This is a genomic window from Streptomyces lancefieldiae (genome assembly GCF_031845825.1).
Lineage (GTDB): Bacteria > Actinomycetota > Actinomycetes > Streptomycetales > Streptomycetaceae > Streptomyces > Streptomyces lancefieldiae.
Window position 1 is genome coordinate 198,725 of the sequence record NZ_JAVRFH010000006.1, and the last position, 16,507, is coordinate 215,231.

Annotated in this window: 17 protein-coding genes and 1 riboswitch; of the genes, 11 read left to right on the plus strand and 6 right to left on the minus strand. The window is 73.1% G+C overall.

From position 1 onward, the window contains the following. The first annotated feature begins 35 nt into the window (after window positions 1-35). Window positions 36-1,565, plus strand: coding sequence for an aldehyde dehydrogenase family protein (locus tag RM812_RS08545; protein ID WP_311571785.1), 1,530 nt, complete (start codon window positions 36-38; stop codon window positions 1,563-1,565). Window positions 1,566-1,629: 64 nt separating this feature from the next. Here RM812_RS08545 and RM812_RS08550 read toward each other — a convergent pair whose 3' ends face one another. From RM812_RS08550 to RM812_RS08560, 3 genes are read right to left on the minus strand one after another with little or no spacing between them, the layout of a single operon-like run. Further along, on the minus strand, window positions 1,630-2,349 hold the full coding sequence (locus RM812_RS08550) for an isocitrate lyase/PEP mutase family protein (protein WP_311571866.1): 720 nt from the start codon (window positions 2,347-2,349) through the stop codon (window positions 1,630-1,632). Beyond that, window positions 2,346-2,792, minus strand: coding sequence for a carboxymuconolactone decarboxylase family protein (locus RM812_RS08555; RefSeq protein ID WP_311571786.1), 447 nt, complete (start codon window positions 2,790-2,792; stop codon window positions 2,346-2,348). Before RM812_RS08555 ends, RM812_RS08550 begins: the two co-directional genes overlap by 4 nt. Beyond that, window positions 2,789-3,307, minus strand: coding sequence for a carboxymuconolactone decarboxylase family protein (locus RM812_RS08560; protein ID WP_311571787.1), 519 nt, complete (start codon window positions 3,305-3,307; stop codon window positions 2,789-2,791). Before RM812_RS08560 ends, RM812_RS08555 begins: the two co-directional genes overlap by 4 nt. Before the next feature lie 47 nt (window positions 3,308-3,354). Here RM812_RS08560 and pdxR point away from each other — a divergent pair, with 47 nt between their 5' ends. The 6 genes from pdxR to RM812_RS08590 all read left to right on the plus strand — a co-directional run bounded on the left by pdxR (window position 3,355) and on the right by RM812_RS08590 (window position 9,966). Then, window positions 3,355-4,743: a MocR-like pyridoxine biosynthesis transcription factor PdxR gene (pdxR, locus tag RM812_RS08565; protein WP_311571788.1), complete on the plus strand. Its 1,389-nt coding sequence runs from the start codon at window positions 3,355-3,357 to the stop codon at window positions 4,741-4,743. A gap of 76 nt (window positions 4,744-4,819) precedes the next feature. Continuing rightward, complete coding sequence (locus RM812_RS08570; protein WP_311571789.1) at window positions 4,820-5,209, plus strand: hypothetical protein; 390 nt, start codon at window positions 4,820-4,822, stop codon at window positions 5,207-5,209. Between the two features lie 8 nt (window positions 5,210-5,217). Further along, window positions 5,218-6,402, plus strand: coding sequence for a glutathionylspermidine synthase family protein (locus RM812_RS08575; RefSeq protein ID WP_311571790.1), 1,185 nt, complete (start codon window positions 5,218-5,220; stop codon window positions 6,400-6,402). A gap of 171 nt (window positions 6,403-6,573) precedes the next feature. Further along, a riboswitch (ZMP/ZTP riboswitch) is annotated at window positions 6,574-6,660 on the plus strand. Between the two features lie 29 nt (window positions 6,661-6,689). Continuing rightward, window positions 6,690-8,141 (plus strand): glycine hydroxymethyltransferase, encoded by a 1,452-nt coding sequence (locus RM812_RS08580; RefSeq protein WP_311571791.1) that lies wholly within the window; start codon window positions 6,690-6,692, stop codon window positions 8,139-8,141. A gap of 53 nt (window positions 8,142-8,194) precedes the next feature. After that, window positions 8,195-9,208 (plus strand): tryptophan--tRNA ligase, encoded by a 1,014-nt coding sequence (trpS, locus tag RM812_RS08585; protein ID WP_311571792.1) that lies wholly within the window; start codon window positions 8,195-8,197, stop codon window positions 9,206-9,208. 179 nt (window positions 9,209-9,387) lie between these two features. Then, entirely contained in the window at window positions 9,388-9,966 is a 579-nt protein-coding gene (locus RM812_RS08590) for a 2'-5' RNA ligase family protein (RefSeq protein WP_311571793.1), read from the plus strand. Between the two features lie 14 nt (window positions 9,967-9,980). On the opposite strand, the gene RM812_RS08595 is transcribed toward RM812_RS08590, so the two are convergent. Both RM812_RS08595 and RM812_RS08600 read right to left on the minus strand, forming a co-directional pair. Next, window positions 9,981-10,736: a decaprenylphospho-beta-D-erythro-pentofuranosid-2-ulose 2-reductase gene (locus RM812_RS08595; RefSeq protein WP_311571794.1), complete on the minus strand. Its 756-nt coding sequence runs from the start codon at window positions 10,734-10,736 to the stop codon at window positions 9,981-9,983. 17 nt (window positions 10,737-10,753) lie between these two features. Further along, window positions 10,754-12,163, minus strand: a complete 1,410-nt coding sequence (locus RM812_RS08600; RefSeq protein ID WP_311571795.1) for an FAD-binding protein — start codon at window positions 12,161-12,163, stop codon at window positions 10,754-10,756. Window positions 12,164-12,296: 133 nt separating this feature from the next. Here RM812_RS08600 and RM812_RS08605 point away from each other — a divergent pair, with 133 nt between their 5' ends. From RM812_RS08605 to RM812_RS08620, 4 genes are read left to right on the plus strand one after another with little or no spacing between them, the layout of a single operon-like run. Then, a complete protein-coding gene (locus RM812_RS08605) occupies window positions 12,297-12,806 on the plus strand; it encodes a phosphatase PAP2 family protein (protein WP_311571796.1) in 510 nt (169 codons plus the stop codon). Then, the gene (locus tag RM812_RS08610; RefSeq protein ID WP_311571797.1) at window positions 12,799-13,749 is read left to right on the plus strand and encodes a decaprenyl-phosphate phosphoribosyltransferase; all 951 of its coding nucleotides are present in this window, start codon (window positions 12,799-12,801) and stop codon (window positions 13,747-13,749) included. The genes RM812_RS08605 and RM812_RS08610 overlap by 8 nt, the downstream gene beginning before the upstream one ends. Then, the gene (locus RM812_RS08615; protein ID WP_311571798.1) at window positions 13,743-14,228 is read left to right on the plus strand and encodes a GtrA family protein; all 486 of its coding nucleotides are present in this window, start codon (window positions 13,743-13,745) and stop codon (window positions 14,226-14,228) included. Before RM812_RS08610 ends, RM812_RS08615 begins: the two co-directional genes overlap by 7 nt. Next, window positions 14,216-15,139, plus strand: coding sequence for a YihY/virulence factor BrkB family protein (locus RM812_RS08620; RefSeq protein WP_311571799.1), 924 nt, complete (start codon window positions 14,216-14,218; stop codon window positions 15,137-15,139). Before RM812_RS08615 ends, RM812_RS08620 begins: the two co-directional genes overlap by 13 nt. Here RM812_RS08620 and RM812_RS08625 read toward each other — a convergent pair. After that, a complete protein-coding gene (locus RM812_RS08625; protein WP_311571800.1) occupies window positions 15,087-16,367 on the minus strand; it encodes a D-alanyl-D-alanine carboxypeptidase family protein in 1,281 nt (426 codons plus the stop codon). The genes RM812_RS08620 and RM812_RS08625 overlap by 53 nt on opposite strands. Between the last annotated feature and the right edge of the window lie 140 nt (window positions 16,368-16,507).

Below are 16,507 nucleotides of genomic sequence, written 5' to 3' on the forward strand. Positions count from 1 at the left end.
GGGGCGTTGATCAGGAACGGAAGGCATCACCGATCATGGCGAACCGAACCGAAACGCAGGCAGAACGGGCGCACCGGACCATTCGCGCGGGAGGTGAGTGGCGGGAAGCGTCCTCCGGCGCCACCCGCGAGATCCTCGATCCCGCGGACGCCCTGCCGTTCGCCGTGGTCGCGGAGGGCGACGAGAAGGACGCCGACCTCGCGGTGGCCGCCGCCCGGCGCGCCTTCGACGCGGGCGAGTGGCCGCACACCCCGGTCGCCGAACGCGCCGCCCTGCTGCGCCGCGTCGCCGGTCTCCTCGTGCGCGACCGCGAGAAGCTGGGTCTGCTGGAGAGCCGCGACGCGGGCAAGACCGTGGCGGAGGGGCGGGCCGACATCGACTGTGTCGCCGACGCCTTCCGCTACTTCGCGGACCTGGTCGCCGGCGAGGCCCCCGGCCGGGTCGTCGACGCGGGCTCGCCCGACGTCCACAGCGTCGTCGTGCACGAGCCGGTCGGCGTCTGCGCGCTGATCACGCCCTGGAACTACCCGCTGCTCCAGGCCAGTTGGAAGATCGCACCGGCGCTCGCCGCCGGCAACACCTTCGTGGTCAAGCCCAGCGAGATCACGCCGCTCACCACCGTCGCCCTGATCGACCTGCTGGTCGAGGCCGGCCTCCCCACCGGCGTCGCGAACATCGTCACCGGGCCCGGACACACCGTCGGCGCCCGGCTCGCCGAGCATCCCGACGTCGACCTGGTCTCCTTCACCGGCGGCCTGATCAGCGGCACCAAGGTCGCGCGGGCCGCCGCCGCCACCGTCAAGAAGGTCGCCCTCGAACTCGGCGGCAAGAACCCCAACGTCGTCTTCGCCGACGCCTGCGCGACCGAGGAGGGCTTCGACACCGCCGTCGACCAGGCCCTCAACGCCGCCTTCATCCACAGCGGCCAGGTCTGCTCGGCGGGCGGCCGGCTCATCGTCGAGGAGTCGGTCCGCGAACGCTTCGTCGCCGAACTCGCCCGCCGTGCCGGCAGGATCCGCCTCGGCCGCGGCACCGAGGACGGCGTCGAGTGCGGCCCGCTCGTCTCCGAGCAGCAGCGCGCCAGGACCGAGGACCACGTGGCCTCCGCCCTCGCCGAGGGCGCCGTACTGCGCTGCGGCGGCAGGCGCCCCGAGCCGTCCCCCGAACGGCCGGAGAACGGCTACTTCTACGAGCCGACCGTCCTCGACCAGTGCCACCGCGAGATGAGGGTCGTACGGGAGGAGGTCTTCGGGCCGGTGCTCACCGTCGAGACCTTCCGCACCGAGGACGAGGCCGTCGACCTCGCCAACGACACCGAGTACGGGCTCGCCGGCGCCGTCTGGACCGCCGACGCGGGCCGCGCCCGCCGGGTCGCCGGCCGGCTGCGCCACGGCACCGTCTGGATCAACGACTTCCACCCCTACCTGCCGCAGGCCGAGTGGGGCGGCTTCGGCAAGAGCGGCGTCGGCCGCGAACTGGGCCCCGCGGGGCTTGCCGAGTACCGCGAGAGCAAGCACGTTTACCAGAACCTCGCACCGAAGCCCGTCCGCTGGTTCGCCGGCTGATCCCCGCTGCGGAAAGCGGGTGGACAGCCACCGGTCCGTGGGGAAGGCGTGGCCGCCCCGACCCTCACTCCGCCAGCCGTGCCGCGATCTCCCGCACCGCCCGCTCCGCGTGCCGCTGGAGACCCGGCCCGAAGGTGACCCGGGTGGCCCCGAGTCCGCCGAGTTCGGCGGGTGAGGGGCCTTCCCCGGGCCGTGCGTGCACGTTGAGCGGCCCCGGGATCCCGGCCCGCAGCAGCGGCAGTACGCCGGCCGGGGCGAAGATCGGGTACACGCAGTCGGCGCCCGCGGCGACGTACCGAGCGGCCCGCTCGACGGCTGCCTCCGGGTCGTCGACGCCCCTGACGAAGGTGTCGACCCGGGCGTTGACGAACAGCCGGTCCCCGGCCGCCGCCCGCACCTCGGCCAGCCACTCGGCGTGCTCGCGCGGGTCCTTCAGCACCCCGTCCGTGGAGTCCTCCAGGTTGCAGCCCACGGCGCCCGCCTCCAGCAGCCGCTCCACCAGCTCCTTCGGCGCCAGCCCGTATCCGTCCTCGACGTCCGCGGACACCGGTACGTCCACGGCCCGCACGATCCGCGCGACCGCCGCGAACATCTCGTCGGCCGGGGTGGCCCCGTCCTCGTAGCCCAGCGAGGCCGCCACCCCGGCGCTGGGCGTCGCGAGCGCCGGGAAACCGGCCGCCGCGAACACCCGGGCGCTCGCCGCGTCCCACGGGCCCGGCAGGACGAGAGGGTCGCCCGGGGCACGGTCGTGGTGCAGGGCGCGGAACCGCTCGGCCCCGGTCACCACGCGGTGCTCCCCGGGGGGATGCGCCGGGTGACCATCAGCCGGTTCCAGCTGTTGATGGTGGTGACCAGCGCGATCAGGTGGGCCAGCTCGTCGGCCTCGAAGTGCCGGGCGGCCTCCTCGTACACCTCGTCCGGCACGAAACCGTCGGTCAGGACGGTGACCGCCTCGGTGAGCGCCAGCGCCGCCCGCTCCCGCCCGTCGAAGACCTCCCCGGCCTCCTCCCAGGCGTCCAGCAGATCGAGCTGCCGCTCACCCACCCCCTGCTCGCGCGCGATGCCGAGATGCATGTCCAGGCAGAAGGCGCAGTGGTTGAGCTGCGAGGCGCGGATCTGCACCAGCTCCGCGAGGCCCGGGTCGCCCAGGCCCTGCTTGGCCGCGGCGCCCAGGGCCCGCAGCGCGGACCGGACGCCGTCCGACAGGAGCCTGGTGCGCGCGCTCACGCGTGCTGTCCCGGCGTGTAGTGGCCCGGCGTCAGCCGGCACGTCACACCGAACCGGTTCCAGGCGTTGATCACCGTGATGGCGGCGATCAGCTGCGCCAGCTCGGGCTCGTCGAAGAACCGGGCGGCCTTCTCGTACACCTCGTCCGGCACGAAACCGTCGGTCAGGACGGTGACCGCCTCGGTCAGCTCGATCGCCGCGAGCTCCTTCTCCGTGTAGAAGTGCCGCGACTCCTCCCAGGCGGCGAGCTGCACGATCCGCTCCACGCTCTCGCCGGCCGCAAGCGCGTCCTTGGTGTGCATGTCCAGGCAGAAGGCGCAGTGGTTGAGCTGGGAGGCGCGGATCTTCACCAGTTCCCTCAGCTTCAGGTCCAGCCCCTGGCCGGCGGCCTTCTCCAGCCGCAGCATCGCCTTGTAGACCTCCGGGGCGTGCTTGGCCCACTCCAGCCGGGCGGGCTCCTCGGGGGCGAAGGCGTCGGGGGCGGCGGTCGTGGTGTCTGTCGTGTTCGTCGTCATGCCTTCGAGACTAGAGGCCAGGCAGCCCACGGGTATGGTCCATTCCCATGGGGAAATCGTGGGCCACTTTCGGGATCGACCTGCATCTGGACCGGTCCGGCCCGGGGCTGCGCCGCGGCCTCAGCGACGCCCTGCGCGAGGCCGTCCGCGGCGGCCGGCTGACCCCCGGCACCCGGCTGCCCTCCTCGCGCGCGCTCGCCGCCGACCTGGGCGTGGCGCGCAACACGGTGGCCGAGGTCTACGCCGACCTGGTCGCCGAGGGCTGGCTCGCCGCCCGGCAGGGATCCGGCACCCGCGTCGCCGACCGGACGCCCGCCGCCCCCGACCACCGTCCGGCACCGCACCGGCGGGAACCGGCGCGGCCCGCCTACGACCTCGTCCCCGGCACGCCCGAACTCGCGTCGTTCCCCCGCATCCGGTGGCTGAGGGCGGCCCGCCGCGCCCTGACCGCCGCCCCCGACCGGACCCTCGGCTACGGCGACCCGCGCGGCCGCGTCGAACTGCGCACCGCGCTCGCCGGCTACCTCTCGCGCGTCCGGGGCGTGCACGCCGACCCCGACCGGATCGTCGTCTGCGCCGGCTTCCTGGGCGGACTCGGCATGCTCACCGAGTTGCTGCGCCGCAGGGGAGCGTGCTCGGTGGCGGTCGAGTCCTACGGCCTGCCCCACCACCGCGAGCTGATCCGGCGCTCGGGCGGCGCCACACCCCCGCTGCCCTTCGACGACCGGGGCACCCTGCCCCCCGACGACCCGGCCGCCGCGCGGGCCGTCCTGCTGACCCCCTCGCACCAGTTCCCGATGGGCCTGCCGCTGCTCCCCGAGCGCCGGACCGCGCTGATCGACTGGGCCTGCCGCACCGGCGGGCTGATCCTCGAGGACGACTACGACGGCGAGCTCCGCTACGACCGCCAGCCCGTCGGTGCCCTCCAGAGCCTGGACCCCGACCGCGTCGTCTACCTGGGCACCGCCAGCAAGTCCCTCGCCCCCGGGCTGCGCCTGGGCTGGCTGGTGCTGCCGCCGGCCCTCGTCGAGGAGGCCATGGAGTGCATGGCGGGCCGCACCCCGGGCGTGCTCGACCAGCTGACCCTCGCCGAGTTCCTCGGTTCCGGCGACTACGACCGGCACGTCCGCGCCGCCCGCCTGCGCTACCGGCGCCGCCGGGACGCCCTGGTCACCGCCCTCGCCGAGCGCGCGCCCGAGGTACGCGTGACCGGCATCGCCGCCGGGCTGCACGCCGTGCTCCAACTGCCGCCCGGCACCGAGCAGCAGACCGTGCGCGCCGCCGCCTGGAACGGACTGGAGGTCCCCGGGCTGTCCACCTTCCGGCACCCGGAGGCGGCCGTCGCCCCGCTGGACGCCCTCGTCGTCGGCTACGGCACTCCGCCCGACCACGCCTGGGCGGGGGCCCTGGACGCGCTGTGCCGTGCGCTGCCGTAGAGTCCCCCGGCGACGGCCGTACACTCGATCGGCCCAACTGTCGTACGGGACCACGGACAACGGGGGAGACACGGACATGGCGGAGACCCGGCGAAGGCTGCGGTCGAGCACTGTGCTGCTCGGCGGCATGGGAGTGCTCGCGGCGGCCCTGAGCGCGTGCGGCTCGGAACCCGACCGCCGCTGCGTGGACCGCGACAGCTACGACTACCTCAACGGCTACAAGGTCGTCGCCGACAAGAACTGCACGTCCGACTCGTCCGGCAAGGGAAGCAAGGGAAGCAAGGGCGCCAAGGGCGGAAAGGGCGGCAAGAAGAAGACCGCCTCGTCGACGAGGGTGGACAGCGCCGACTGGTACTACGACGCCGACGTCAGCAACGGCTGGGCCGACTACGGCACCTTCAGCCGCGAGAAGGCCGTCGACCGCGGCGGATTCGGCTGCTCCGGCAGCGGCAGCGGCGGCGGCTGAGGACGGCCATGGAACGCCGCACCACGGATCCCCGCCCCGGCTGGCAGCAGACCGTCGAGGAACAGGGGCTGATCTACCCCCTGACCCGCTACCCCGACAACTCCCTGCGCCCCTACTGGGACGAGAGCGCCTACTACGTCTTCTCCCTCCCGGAGGTCGAGGCGCTGGAGGAGGTCGTCGAGGAGCTCCACCGCATGTGCCTGGCGGCGGCCGGGCACATCGTCACCGCCGACCGCTTCGCCGACCTAGGCATCACCGACCCCCGGGTGGTCCGCGCGGTCACCGAGTCCTGGCGGCGACGCGCCGAACTCCCCTCCGTCTACGCCCGCTTCGACCTGCGCTACGACGGCACGGGCCCCGCCAAGCTCCTGGAGTACAACGCGGACACCCCGACCTCCCTCGTCGAGGCCGCGTCCCCGCAGTGGTTCTGGATGGAGGAGCGCTTCCCCGGCGCCGACCAGTGGAACAGCCTGCACGAGCGCCTGGTCGACGCCTGGAAGAAGCAGGCCGCCCTCCTCCCGCCCGGCAGCCCGCTGTACTTCGCGCACTCCTCGGACGACGAACTCGGCGAGGACCTGATGACGGTCGCCTACCTCAAGGAGACCGCCGAACAGGCCGGCCTGGCCACCGACTGGATCTCCATGGAGGAGATCGGCTGGGACCGCCTGTCCGGCCGCTTCGTCGACAACAAGCTCCGCTTCATCCGCAGCATCTTCAAGCTCTACCCCTGGGAATGGCTCACCACCGACCGCTTCGCCGACCACGTCCTGGAGACCCTCGACAACGGCGGCGGCACCGGCACCACCCTGTGGATCGAGCCCGCCTGGAAGATGCTGCTCAGCAACAAGGCCCTGCTGGCGATCCTGTGGGAGCTGTACCCCGGCCACCCCAACCTCCTCCCGGCCTACCTGGACGGCCCCCGGGAGCTGGCCCGCACCACCGGCTACGTCGCCAAGCCCTTGCTGGGCCGCGAGGGCGCCGGCGTCACGGTCCACCGCCCCGGCACCGAGGCGCCCCCGCGCAGCGAGGCCTGCTGCTACCAGGAACTGGCCCCGCTGCCCGACTTCGACGGCAACCGAGTGGTCCTGGGCGCCTGGGTGGTGGAGAACGAGTCGGCGGGCCTGGGGATCCGGGAGTCGTCGGGTCTGGTGACGGACGAGTACGCGAGGTTCCTCCCCCACGTGATCCTTTGAACGGGCTTGCGGGAGAGCGCCCCCGGAGGGGCACGGGGCTGTGACACGTGCGGCTCCGCCGCGTGGGCGCGACCGGACACGACGCGCCCGCACCCGCGACGAACGGCAACCCCGCGGACGCTCCCGCATCCCGGACACTCCCCGCACCCCTCCACAGGCCCAGGTACGCTGACCGTGGGCCGTGACTGGCGCGCTGGGATGGGACCAACCATCGGGGAGCGGCCCGAGCAAAGAGAGCCGTGCGCCTGGGCCGACCCGAACGCCGACCACTACGTCCGGAGGTCCCCATGTCCGCGGAGCAGTCGCTCACTCCCGAGTCCGTCGCCTACCGAGCCGCGCTGCAAGCGATCCGCGCCGTCGAGCCGCGCGTCGCGGACGCCATCGGCCAGGAGGTCGCCGACCAGCGCGAGATGCTCAAGCTGATCGCCTCCGAGAACTACGCCTCCCCGGCCACGCTGCTGGCGATGGGCAACTGGTTCAGCGACAAGTACGCCGAGGGCACCATCGGCCGCCGCTTCTACGCCGGCTGCCGCAACGTCGACACCGTGGAGTCCCTGGCCGCCGAACACGCCAAGGAGCTGTTCGGCGCCCGCCACGCCTACGTCCAGCCGCACTCCGGCATCGACGCCAACCTCGTCGCCTTCTGGGCCGTCCTCGGCGCCCGCGTCGAGCTCCCCTTCCTGGAGAAGACCGGCGTCCGCCAGGTCAACGACCTGACCGAGGCCGACTGGGCCGAGCTGCGCCGCGCCTTCGGCAACCAGCGGATGCTCGGCATGTCCCTGGACGCCGGCGGCCACCTCACCCACGGCTTCCGCCCGAACATCTCCGGCAAGATGTTCGACCAGCGCTCCTACGGCACCGACCCGGCGACCGGCCTCATCGACTACGAGGCCCTGCGCGCCTCGGCCCGCGAGTTCAAGCCGCTGATCATCGTCGCCGGCTACTCCGCGTACCCCCGTCTGGTGAACTTCCGGATCATGCGCGAGATCGCCGACGAGGTCGGCGCGACGCTCATGGTCGACATGGCGCACTTCGCGGGTCTGGTCGCGGGCAAGGTGCTCACCGGCGACTTCGACCCGGTCCCGCACGCCCAGATCGTCACGACGACCACCCACAAGTCGCTGCGCGGCCCGCGCGGCGGCATGGTCCTGTGCGACGACTCCCTCAAGGACCAGGTCGACCGGGGCTGCCCGATGGTCCTCGGCGGCCCGCTCCCGCACGTCATGGCCGCCAAGGCCGTCGCCCTCGCCGAGGCCCGGCAGCCCGCGTTCCAGGACTACGCCCAGCGCATCGTCGACAACTCCCGCGCCCTCGCCGAGGGCCTGATGCGCCGCGGCGCCACCCTGGTGACCGGCGGCACGGACAACCACCTCAACCTGATCGACGTCGCCTCCTCCTACGGCCTCACCGGCCGCCAGGCCGAGGCCGCCCTCCTCGACTCCGGCATCGTCACCAACCGCAACGCCATCCCGGCCGACCCGAACGGCGCCTGGTACACCTCCGGCATCCGCGTCGGCACCCCGGCCCTGACCACCCGTGGCCTGGGCACGGCGGAGATGGACGAGGTCGCGGGCCTGATCGACCGGGTCCTCACCACCACGGAGGCGGGCACCACCAAGTCGGGCGCCCCGTCCAAGGCGGCCCACGTCCTCGACGCCAAGATCGCCGACGAGGTCTCCCACCGCGCGACGGACCTGGTGTCGGGCTTCCCGCTCTACCCGGAGATCGACCTCGGCTGACGGCTGCCGACCGGGGGAACGAGCCTGCGGCGGAACCTGAGAGAATGTCGGGCATGGCCTCTGACCGACCCCGCGTGCTCTCCGGAATCCAGCCCACCGCAGGCTCGTTCCACCTCGGCAACTACCTCGGCGCCGTCCGCCAGTGGGTGGCCCTGCAGGAGACCCATGACGCGTTCTACATGGTCGTCGACCTGCACGCGATCACGGTCCCGCAGGACCCGAAGGACCTGCGCGCCAACACCCGGCTCGCCGCCGCCCAGCTGCTGGCCGCCGGACTCGACCCGGACCGCTGCACGCTCTTCGTCCAGAGCCACGTCCCCGAGCACGCCCAGCTCGCCTGGGTCATGAACTGCCTCACCGGCTTCGGCGAGGCCTCCCGCATGACCCAGTTCAAGGACAAGTCCGCCAAGCAGGGCGCCGACCGCGCCTCCGTCGGCCTGTTCACGTACCCGGTCCTCCAGGTCGCGGACATCCTGCTCTACCAGGCCAACGAGGTCCCCGTCGGCGAGGACCAGCGCCAGCACATCGAGCTCACCCGCGACCTCGCCGAGCGCTTCAACGGCCGCTTCGGCGAGACCTTCACCGTCCCCTCCGCGTACATCCTCAAGGAGACGGCGAAGATCTACGACCTCCAGGACCCGTCGATCAAGATGAGCAAGTCGGCGTCCACGCCGAAGGGCCTCATCAACCTGCTGGACGAGCCGAAGACGACCGCCAAGAAGGTCAAGAGCGCGGTCACCGACACGGACACCGTGATCCGCTTCGACACGGAGAACAAGCCGGGCGTCAGCAACCTCCTCTCCATCTACTCGACCCTCACCGGGGCGGAGATCGCCGAGCTGGAGGAGAAGTACGCCGGCAAGGGCTACGGCGCGCTCAAGACGGACCTCGCCGAGGTCATGGTCGAGTTCGTGTCCCCGTTCCGGGAGCGCACCCAGCAGTACCTGGACGACCCGGAGACGCTCGACGCGATCCTCGCCAAGGGCGCGGAGAAGGCACGGGCCGTCGCCGCGCAGACCCTCGCCCGGACGTACGACATGGTGGGCTTCCTGCCCGCCAAGCACTGACCGGCGGTACCGCGCCCCGGCAGTGACCCGGGTATCACCCGTGCGCCCCGGCATGCCGCCGTAGCGCTGCACATCACGCCGGTTGCGCCTGCCCCGGACGCGGTCGTGGCCGTACAGTCGATATCCGGGTGTCCGGCACAGCGGCATTCAACGAGTGACACGTAACGACAGGAGACGACGTGGGGACCGTAACGATCGGCGTGTCGATCGCGGTCCCGGAGCCACACGGCAGCAAGCTCCAGCAGCTGCGCGCGGGCTTCGGCGACGCCGCCGCTCACGGCATCCCCACGCACGTCACCCTGCTGCCGCCGACCGAGGTCGACGGCGCCGCGCTGCCCGCCGTCGAGGTGCATCTGGCGGAGGTGGCGGCGCGCGGCCGGCCTTTCCCGATGCGGCTGTCCGGCACCGGGACCTTCCGGCCCCTGTCGCCCGTGGTCTTCGTCCAGGTGGTCGAGGGGGCCGCGGCCTGCTCCTGGCTGCAGAAGCGGGTCCGCGACGCGTCCGGTCCGCTGGCGCGCGAACTGCAGTTCCCCTACCACCCGCACGTCACGGTGGCGCACGGCATCGACGAGGCGGCGATGGACCGCGCCTACGAGGAGCTGTCCGACTACGAGGCCCAGTGGCCCTGCACCGGCTTCGCGCTCTACGAGCAGGGCCCCGACGGGGTGTGGCGCAAGCTGCGCGAGTTCCCCTTCGGCAGTGCCGTGGTGCCCCCGCAGGCCGGGCGCGTGGAGAGCGGCTCCCTGCCCACCCGGTAGCCGGGGGCCGGGTCTCACACCGGCAGCCGTCGGAACACCGTCCGCGGCAGGTGCCGCAGCGCCGACATCACCACGCGCAGCGCCCCGGGCACCCACACCGTCTCCGAGCGCCGCCGCAGCCCCAGCTCGATGGCCGTGGCGACCGCCTCGGGCGTCGTGGCCAGCGGCGCCTCCTCCAGTCCGGCGGTCATCCGCGTCCGCACGAACCCGGGGCGTACGACCATGACGTGCACGCCGGTGCCGTGCAGCGCGTCGCCCAGGCCCTGCGCGAAGGCGTCCAGCCCCGCCTTGCTGGAGCCGTAGATGAAGTTGGCGCGGCGGGCCCGCTCGCCGGCCACGGAGGAGAGCACCACCAGCGAGCCGTGGCCCTGGGCCTGGAGCGCACGGGCACTGACCAGGCCCGCCGAGACCGCGCCGGTGTAGTTGGTCTGCGCCACCCGTACGGCGTTCAGCGGCTCGCGCTCGTCGTGCGCCTGGTCCCCGAGGATGCCGAAGGCCAGCAGCACCAGGTCGACGTCGCCCTCGGCGAAGACCTTGCCGAGCACCGCCTCGTGGGACTCGGGGTCGAGCGCGTCGAAGGCGACGGTGCGCACGTCGGCGCCGAGGCCGCGCAGTTGCCCGGCGGCCCGGTCCAGGGCGGGGGAGGGGCGGCCGGCCAGCCACACCGTGCGGGTGCGGCGGGCGATCAGACGGCGCGCGGTGGCCAGCGCGATCTCGGACGTTCCGCCGAGGACGAGAAGGGACTGGGGGATGCCGAAGGCGTCCTTCACGACAGCTCCTGGGGTTCCTAGAGGGCGAGGCGCCGGGACAGGTCGGACCGGAACACCCCGCGCGGGTCCAGCTCCGCGCGCAGCGCGCGGAAGTCGTCCAGGCGCGGGTACATCGCGGCGAGCAGTTCGGGCCGCAGCCGGGAGTCCTTGGCGAGGTAGACCCGGCCGCCGGCCTCGGCGACCTCCTCGTCGAGGGAGTCGAGGAAGGAGCCGAGACCCGGCAGCCCGGCCGGGATGTCCAGGGCGAGGGTCCAGCCCGGCACGGGGAAGGAGAGCCAGCCGGGGTCGGCGTCCCCGAACCGCTTGAGGACCGCCAGGAAGGACGGGCAGCGGTGGGCGGAGATGCGCCGCACGATCCGGCGCAGGGCGTCCTCCCGGCCGTGGCCGACGGCGAACTGGTACTGCACGAAGCCGCCGCGGCCGTAGATCCGGTTCCAGTGCGGGACGCCGTCCAGGGGGTGGAAGAAGGTGGAGATCCGCTGGAGCCCGCCGGTGCGCCTGCGGGGTGCCTTGCGGTACCAGAGCTCGTTGAACAGGCCCACCGTCGTCCGGTTGAGCAGGCCCTCGGGGACCAGGTCGGGAGCGGCCGGCAGGCGGGAGGTGCGGAAGGCCAGCGGCTGCCGCCGCGCGCGCCCGGCGGCGGGCAGTGCGTCCAGCGGGGCGTGGTCGCCGCGGGTGAGCACCGCGCGGCCGGTCGCCGCGCCGCGCGCGAGGAGGTCGATCCAGGCGACCGAGTAGCGGTAGTGGTGGTCGGTGGCCGTCAGACGGGCCATCAGGTCGTCGAGGTCGGCGGCGCGCTCGGTGTCGACCGACATCAGCGCCGTCTCGACCGGCTGGAGCCGCACGGTCGCGGTGAGGATCACGCCGGTCAGGCCCATGCCGCCGGCGGTCGCGTCGAACAGCGGTGTGCCCCGGGGCACGGTGCGCACCCGGCCGTCGGCGGTGAGCAGCTCCAGGGAGAGCACGTGCCGGGCGAAGGACCCCGCCACGTGGTGGTTCTTGCCGTGGATGTCCGCGCCGATCGCCCCGCCGACCGTCACGTAGCGGGTGCCGGGCGTCACCGGCACGAACCAGCCGAGCGGCAGCAGGACCTCCATCAGGCGGTGCAGGGAGACCCCCGCGTCGCACAGCACGGTGCCGCCGTCGGCGTCGATGGCGTGGACGCGGTCCAGGCCCGTCATGTCGAGCACGGCACCGCCCGCGTTCTGCGCGGCGTCCCCGTACGCCCGTCCCAGTCCCCTGGGGATGCCGCCGCGCGCCCCGCAGGCACGGACGGCGTCGGCCGCCTCCTGGTACGTCCGGGGGCGGATCAGCCGGGCTGCGGTGGGCGCGGTGCGTCCCCAGCCGGTGATGGGGCCCCAGGCGGCGGTGGGGCCCGCTTCGGAGGTGGCGCCCCCTTCGGCGGCGGGAACGGTGTCGGCGGACATGCCGGTGACCGTAGTGCCCTTATGTGAGCGATTAGTTCTAAAACATCCCAAGCCTCACTGAAACGGGTGATTAATGGTATGTCGCTCGATCACGCCGGACTTCCCGCGCCTTCGGCGTGAACAGTGGGTCCCCATGGACGACCTCGACGACATGGACCACCGGATCGTGACGGCGCTGAGAGCCTGCGGCACGGACCCGCGCGTGGCCGGTGCCGCGCGTGCCCTGTCCTGGGCCGGGGAGCACGGAGCGCTGTGGATCGCCGCGGGCCTCGCCTCGGCCGCCGTGGACGGCACGCGGCGCGCGGCCTGGCTGCGCGGCACCGCGCTCACCGCGGGCGCGCACCTGGTCAGCATGGGAGTGAAGCGGGTCGTGCGCCGTCCGCGCCCGGCGCACGTCGTACCGCTGGTGCGCACCGCCGGCCGGCACTCCTTCCCCAGTTCCCACGCCACCTCGGCCGCGGCGGCCGCCGTCGCCTTCGGCACGCTCGGGGTCCACGCCGCCTGGCCGCTCGCCGCCGCGGTGTGCGTCTCCCGGCTGGTCGTCGGTGTCCACTACCCCTCCGACGTGGCGGCGGGCGCGGCCCTGGGCGCGCTCACGGCCCGGCTCGGCGCCCCCTGGGTGCGCGGAGGCACCCGTGACTGACACGGCCGTCCTGCGGCAACGCGCCCCCGAACAGCAGCAGGAGCCGGCGCCCTCCCGCGGCAAGGGCATCCTGACCGGTCTGCTCCGCACCGCCCGACCCCGCCAGTGGATCAAGAACGTCCTGGTCGTCGCCGCCCCGGCCGCGGCCGGCGAGCTGTTCTCCCGGCGCGCCCTCCTCGAACTCGGCCTGGCCTTCGTCCTCTTCACCGCCTGCGCCGCCGCCGTCTACCTCGTCAACGACGCCCGCGACGCCGAGGCCGACCGCGCCCACCCGGTCAAGCGGCACCGCCCGGTCGCCGCCGGGCAGGTCCCGGTGCCGGTCGCGTACGCCGTCGGGGGCGCCCTGGGCGTCCTCGCGCCCGTCGCCGCGGCCCGGCTGTGCCCGCCGGCCGTCGCGGCTCTGCTCACCGCCTACCTCGTGATGCAACTGGCGTACTGCGTCAGCCTCAAGCACGTCCTGGTCGTCGACCTCGCCGTCGTCACCACCGGCTTCCTGATGCGGGCGATGATCGGCGGGCTCGCGCTCGGCATCCCCCTGTCGCGCTGGTTCCTCATCACGACCGGCTTCGGCGCCCTGTTCATGGTCTCCGCCAAGCGCTACTCCGAAGCCGTGCAGATGGCCGGGAAGGAGGGCGCCACACGCGCGTTGCTCACCGAGTACACCACCGGCTACCTCCGCTTCGTCTGGCAGCTCGCGGCCGGTGCCGCCGTCCTCGGCTACTGCCTGTGGGCCATGGAGGAGGGCGGCGTCCCGCACACCGGTGTGCTGCCCTGGCGCCAGCTGTCCATGGTCGCCTTCATCCTCGCCGTCCTGCGCTACGCCGTCTTCGCCGACCGCGGCACGGCCGGCGAACCCGAGGACGTCGTCCTGCGCGACCGGCCGCTCGCACTGATCGGCGTGGCGTGGGTGGCGATGTACGGCCTGGCCGTGGCCCATTGGTAGGCGGCCGTCCCGCGCCCGCCCGGCGCGAACTGATCGGCTTCGCCGCGGTCGGCCTGCTCGCCTACGCCGCCGACCTCGGCCTCTTCACCGTCCTGCGCGGCCCGGCCGGGCTCGGCCCCCTCACCGCCAAGGCCCTGTCCTTCGTCGCCGGCTGCTCCGTGGCGTACGCGGGCAACGCGCTCGGCACCTACCGGCACACCCGACCGCCGGGCCTGCGCCCGTACGCCGTGTTCTTCGCGGTGAACGTCGCCGGTGCCGCCGTACAACTGCTGTGCCTGGCCGTCAGCCACTACGGCCTCGGCCTCACCTCGCAGCGCGCCGACACCGTCTCCGGCGCCGGAATCGGCATGGCCCTGGCCACCGTCCTGCGTTTTTGGGGCACGAGGACACTGGTCTTCCGCACCGGGGAGGCCACCGGCCCCGTGCCGGGATCACGGACCGAGGAGACCGGGGGCAGGGTCGGATCATGGACTGGCTGAAGAAACTCCCCGTGGTGGGGCCGTGGCTGGCGCGGCTGATGACCACGCACGCGTGGCGTTCCTGCGAGCGGCTGGACCGGGTGAAGTGGACGCGGCTGGCCGCCGCCATGACCTTCACCAGCTTCGTCGCGCTCTTCCCCCTGCTCAGCCTGGCCGCCGCCGTCGCCGCCGCCACGCTCACCGAGAAGCAGCAGGGGCGGCTCCAGGACAAGATCGCCGAGCAGGTGCCCGGCATCTCCGACCAGCTGAACATCCAGAGCCTGGTCGACAACGCCGGCACCGTCGGCCTCATCGCCGCCCTCCTGCTCCTGGTCACCGGCATCGGCTGGGTGGACGCCACCCGGGGCTGCCTGCGCGCCGTGTGGGAGCTGCCCGACGAGGAGGAGAACCCGGTCCTGCACCGGGCCAAGGACGCCGGCGTCCTCATAGGCCTCGGCGGCGCGCTCCTGGTCACCGTCGGCATCTCCACCGTCGCCTCGGCACTCGTCGGCTGGATCATCCGCCATCTGGGCATCGCCGGGGGCGGCTTCGGCGGCGTCCTGCTCCACGTCGCCGCGTTCGCCGTCGCCGTACTCGCCGACTTCCTGCTGCTGCTGTACGTGCTGACCCTGCTGCCCGGCGTCCAGCCCCCGCGCCGCCGCCTGGTGGTGGCCGCGCTGATCGGCGCGATCGGTTTCGAGCTGCTGAAGCTGCTGCTGAGCGGCTATGTGCAGGGCGTCGCCGCGAAGAGCATGTACGGCGCCTTCGGCGTCCCCGTCGCCCTGCTGCTGTGGATCAACTTCACCTCGAAGCTGGTGCTGTTCTGCGCGTCCTGGACGGCGACGGGGAGCAAGGAGCAGGAAGTCGGGGAACAGGACGTCACGGACGCGTCCGGCGACGGACCAGGTCCGGCAGCGGCCACTTCCGGTTGACCAGGAAGACGCCGCCCGCGAGCAGGACCAGCACCCCGGCGGTGATGCCGGCCGCGACCCCGACGCCGCCGGAGCCGCCCGCGGCCGGGGCACCTGCCACCGGGTTCGCGCCCAGCGCGCCCTTCCCCGTGCCACCGGCCTCCCCGGAACCGTCCTTACCGGGCTCGGCACTCGCCTGGGCGGCGCCCCTCGGCGGCACCAGCTCACCCACCGGACGCGTCTTGCCGACCGCCTTGAAGCCCCAGTCGAACAGGCGGGCGGTCTCCTTGTAGACCTCGTTGTGCTCGGCCTTCGCCGGGTTCATGACCGTGACGAGGAGCACCTTGCCGCCCCGCTCGGCGACGCCGGTGAAGGTGGAACCGGCGTTGGTGGTGTTGCCGTTCTTCACGCCGGCGATGCCCGGGTAGACGTCCAGGCCCGTGTCGCCGGTCAGCAGCCGGTTGGTGTTCTGGATCTCGAACGGCGTACGGGACGTCTTGCCCTTCTTGTCCGTCTTCGTCTCGCCCGGGAACTTCGCGCGGACCGTCGAGGCGTACTCGCGGAAGTCCTTCTTCTGCAGCCCCGAGCGGGCGAACAGCGTCAGGTCGTACGCCGAGGAGACCTGGCCCGGCGCGTCGTAGCCGTCGGGGCTGACCACGGTCGTGTCCCGGGCCTGCAGTTCCACGGCGTGCTCGTTCATCTCCCGCACGGTGTTCTCGACACCGCCGTTCATCGCGGACAGCACGTGCACGGCGTCGTTGCCGGAGCGCAGGAAGACACCGAGCCACAGGTCGTGGACCGTGTAGGTCTCCTCCTCCTTGATGCCGACCATGCTGGACCCCGCGCCTATGCCCGCGAGGTCGGAGGGGACGACCTTGTGCTGGGTCGTCCTCGGCCACTTCGGCAGCAGCGTGTCGGCGAACAGCATCTTCAACGTGCTCGCCGGGGCCAGGCGCCAGTGCGCGTTGTGCGCCGCGAGCACGTCGCCGGACTCGGCGTCGGCCACGATCCACGAGCGGGCGGTGAGGTCCTTCGGCAGCACCGGTGCCCCGCCCGCCAGATCCACCTGCGTCCCGGGCTTCCCGAGCCGCGCGCCGCCCACCGCGGACATCGTGGCGGGCGGGGTCGCCGACGGGCTCGTCGAGGGTTCCGGGGCGGCGAGCGCGGTGGGCGAGAGGACGGCGAGAGCGGTCAGGGCGGCGGAGGTGACCGTCAGGGATCGCCTGAGGGCCTTCTTGGGTGCGGGCACGAGCGAGAACGTACCTCCCGGGCGAGGCGTGCTCCCACCCCCCTCCCCACCCCGCGCACGAATCGGGACACCCGGCGGCGATACTGGAGCCATGCCGTGCCCGTCCGGGGGACAACCCCCGGGCACCCGGCCGGCCAGGG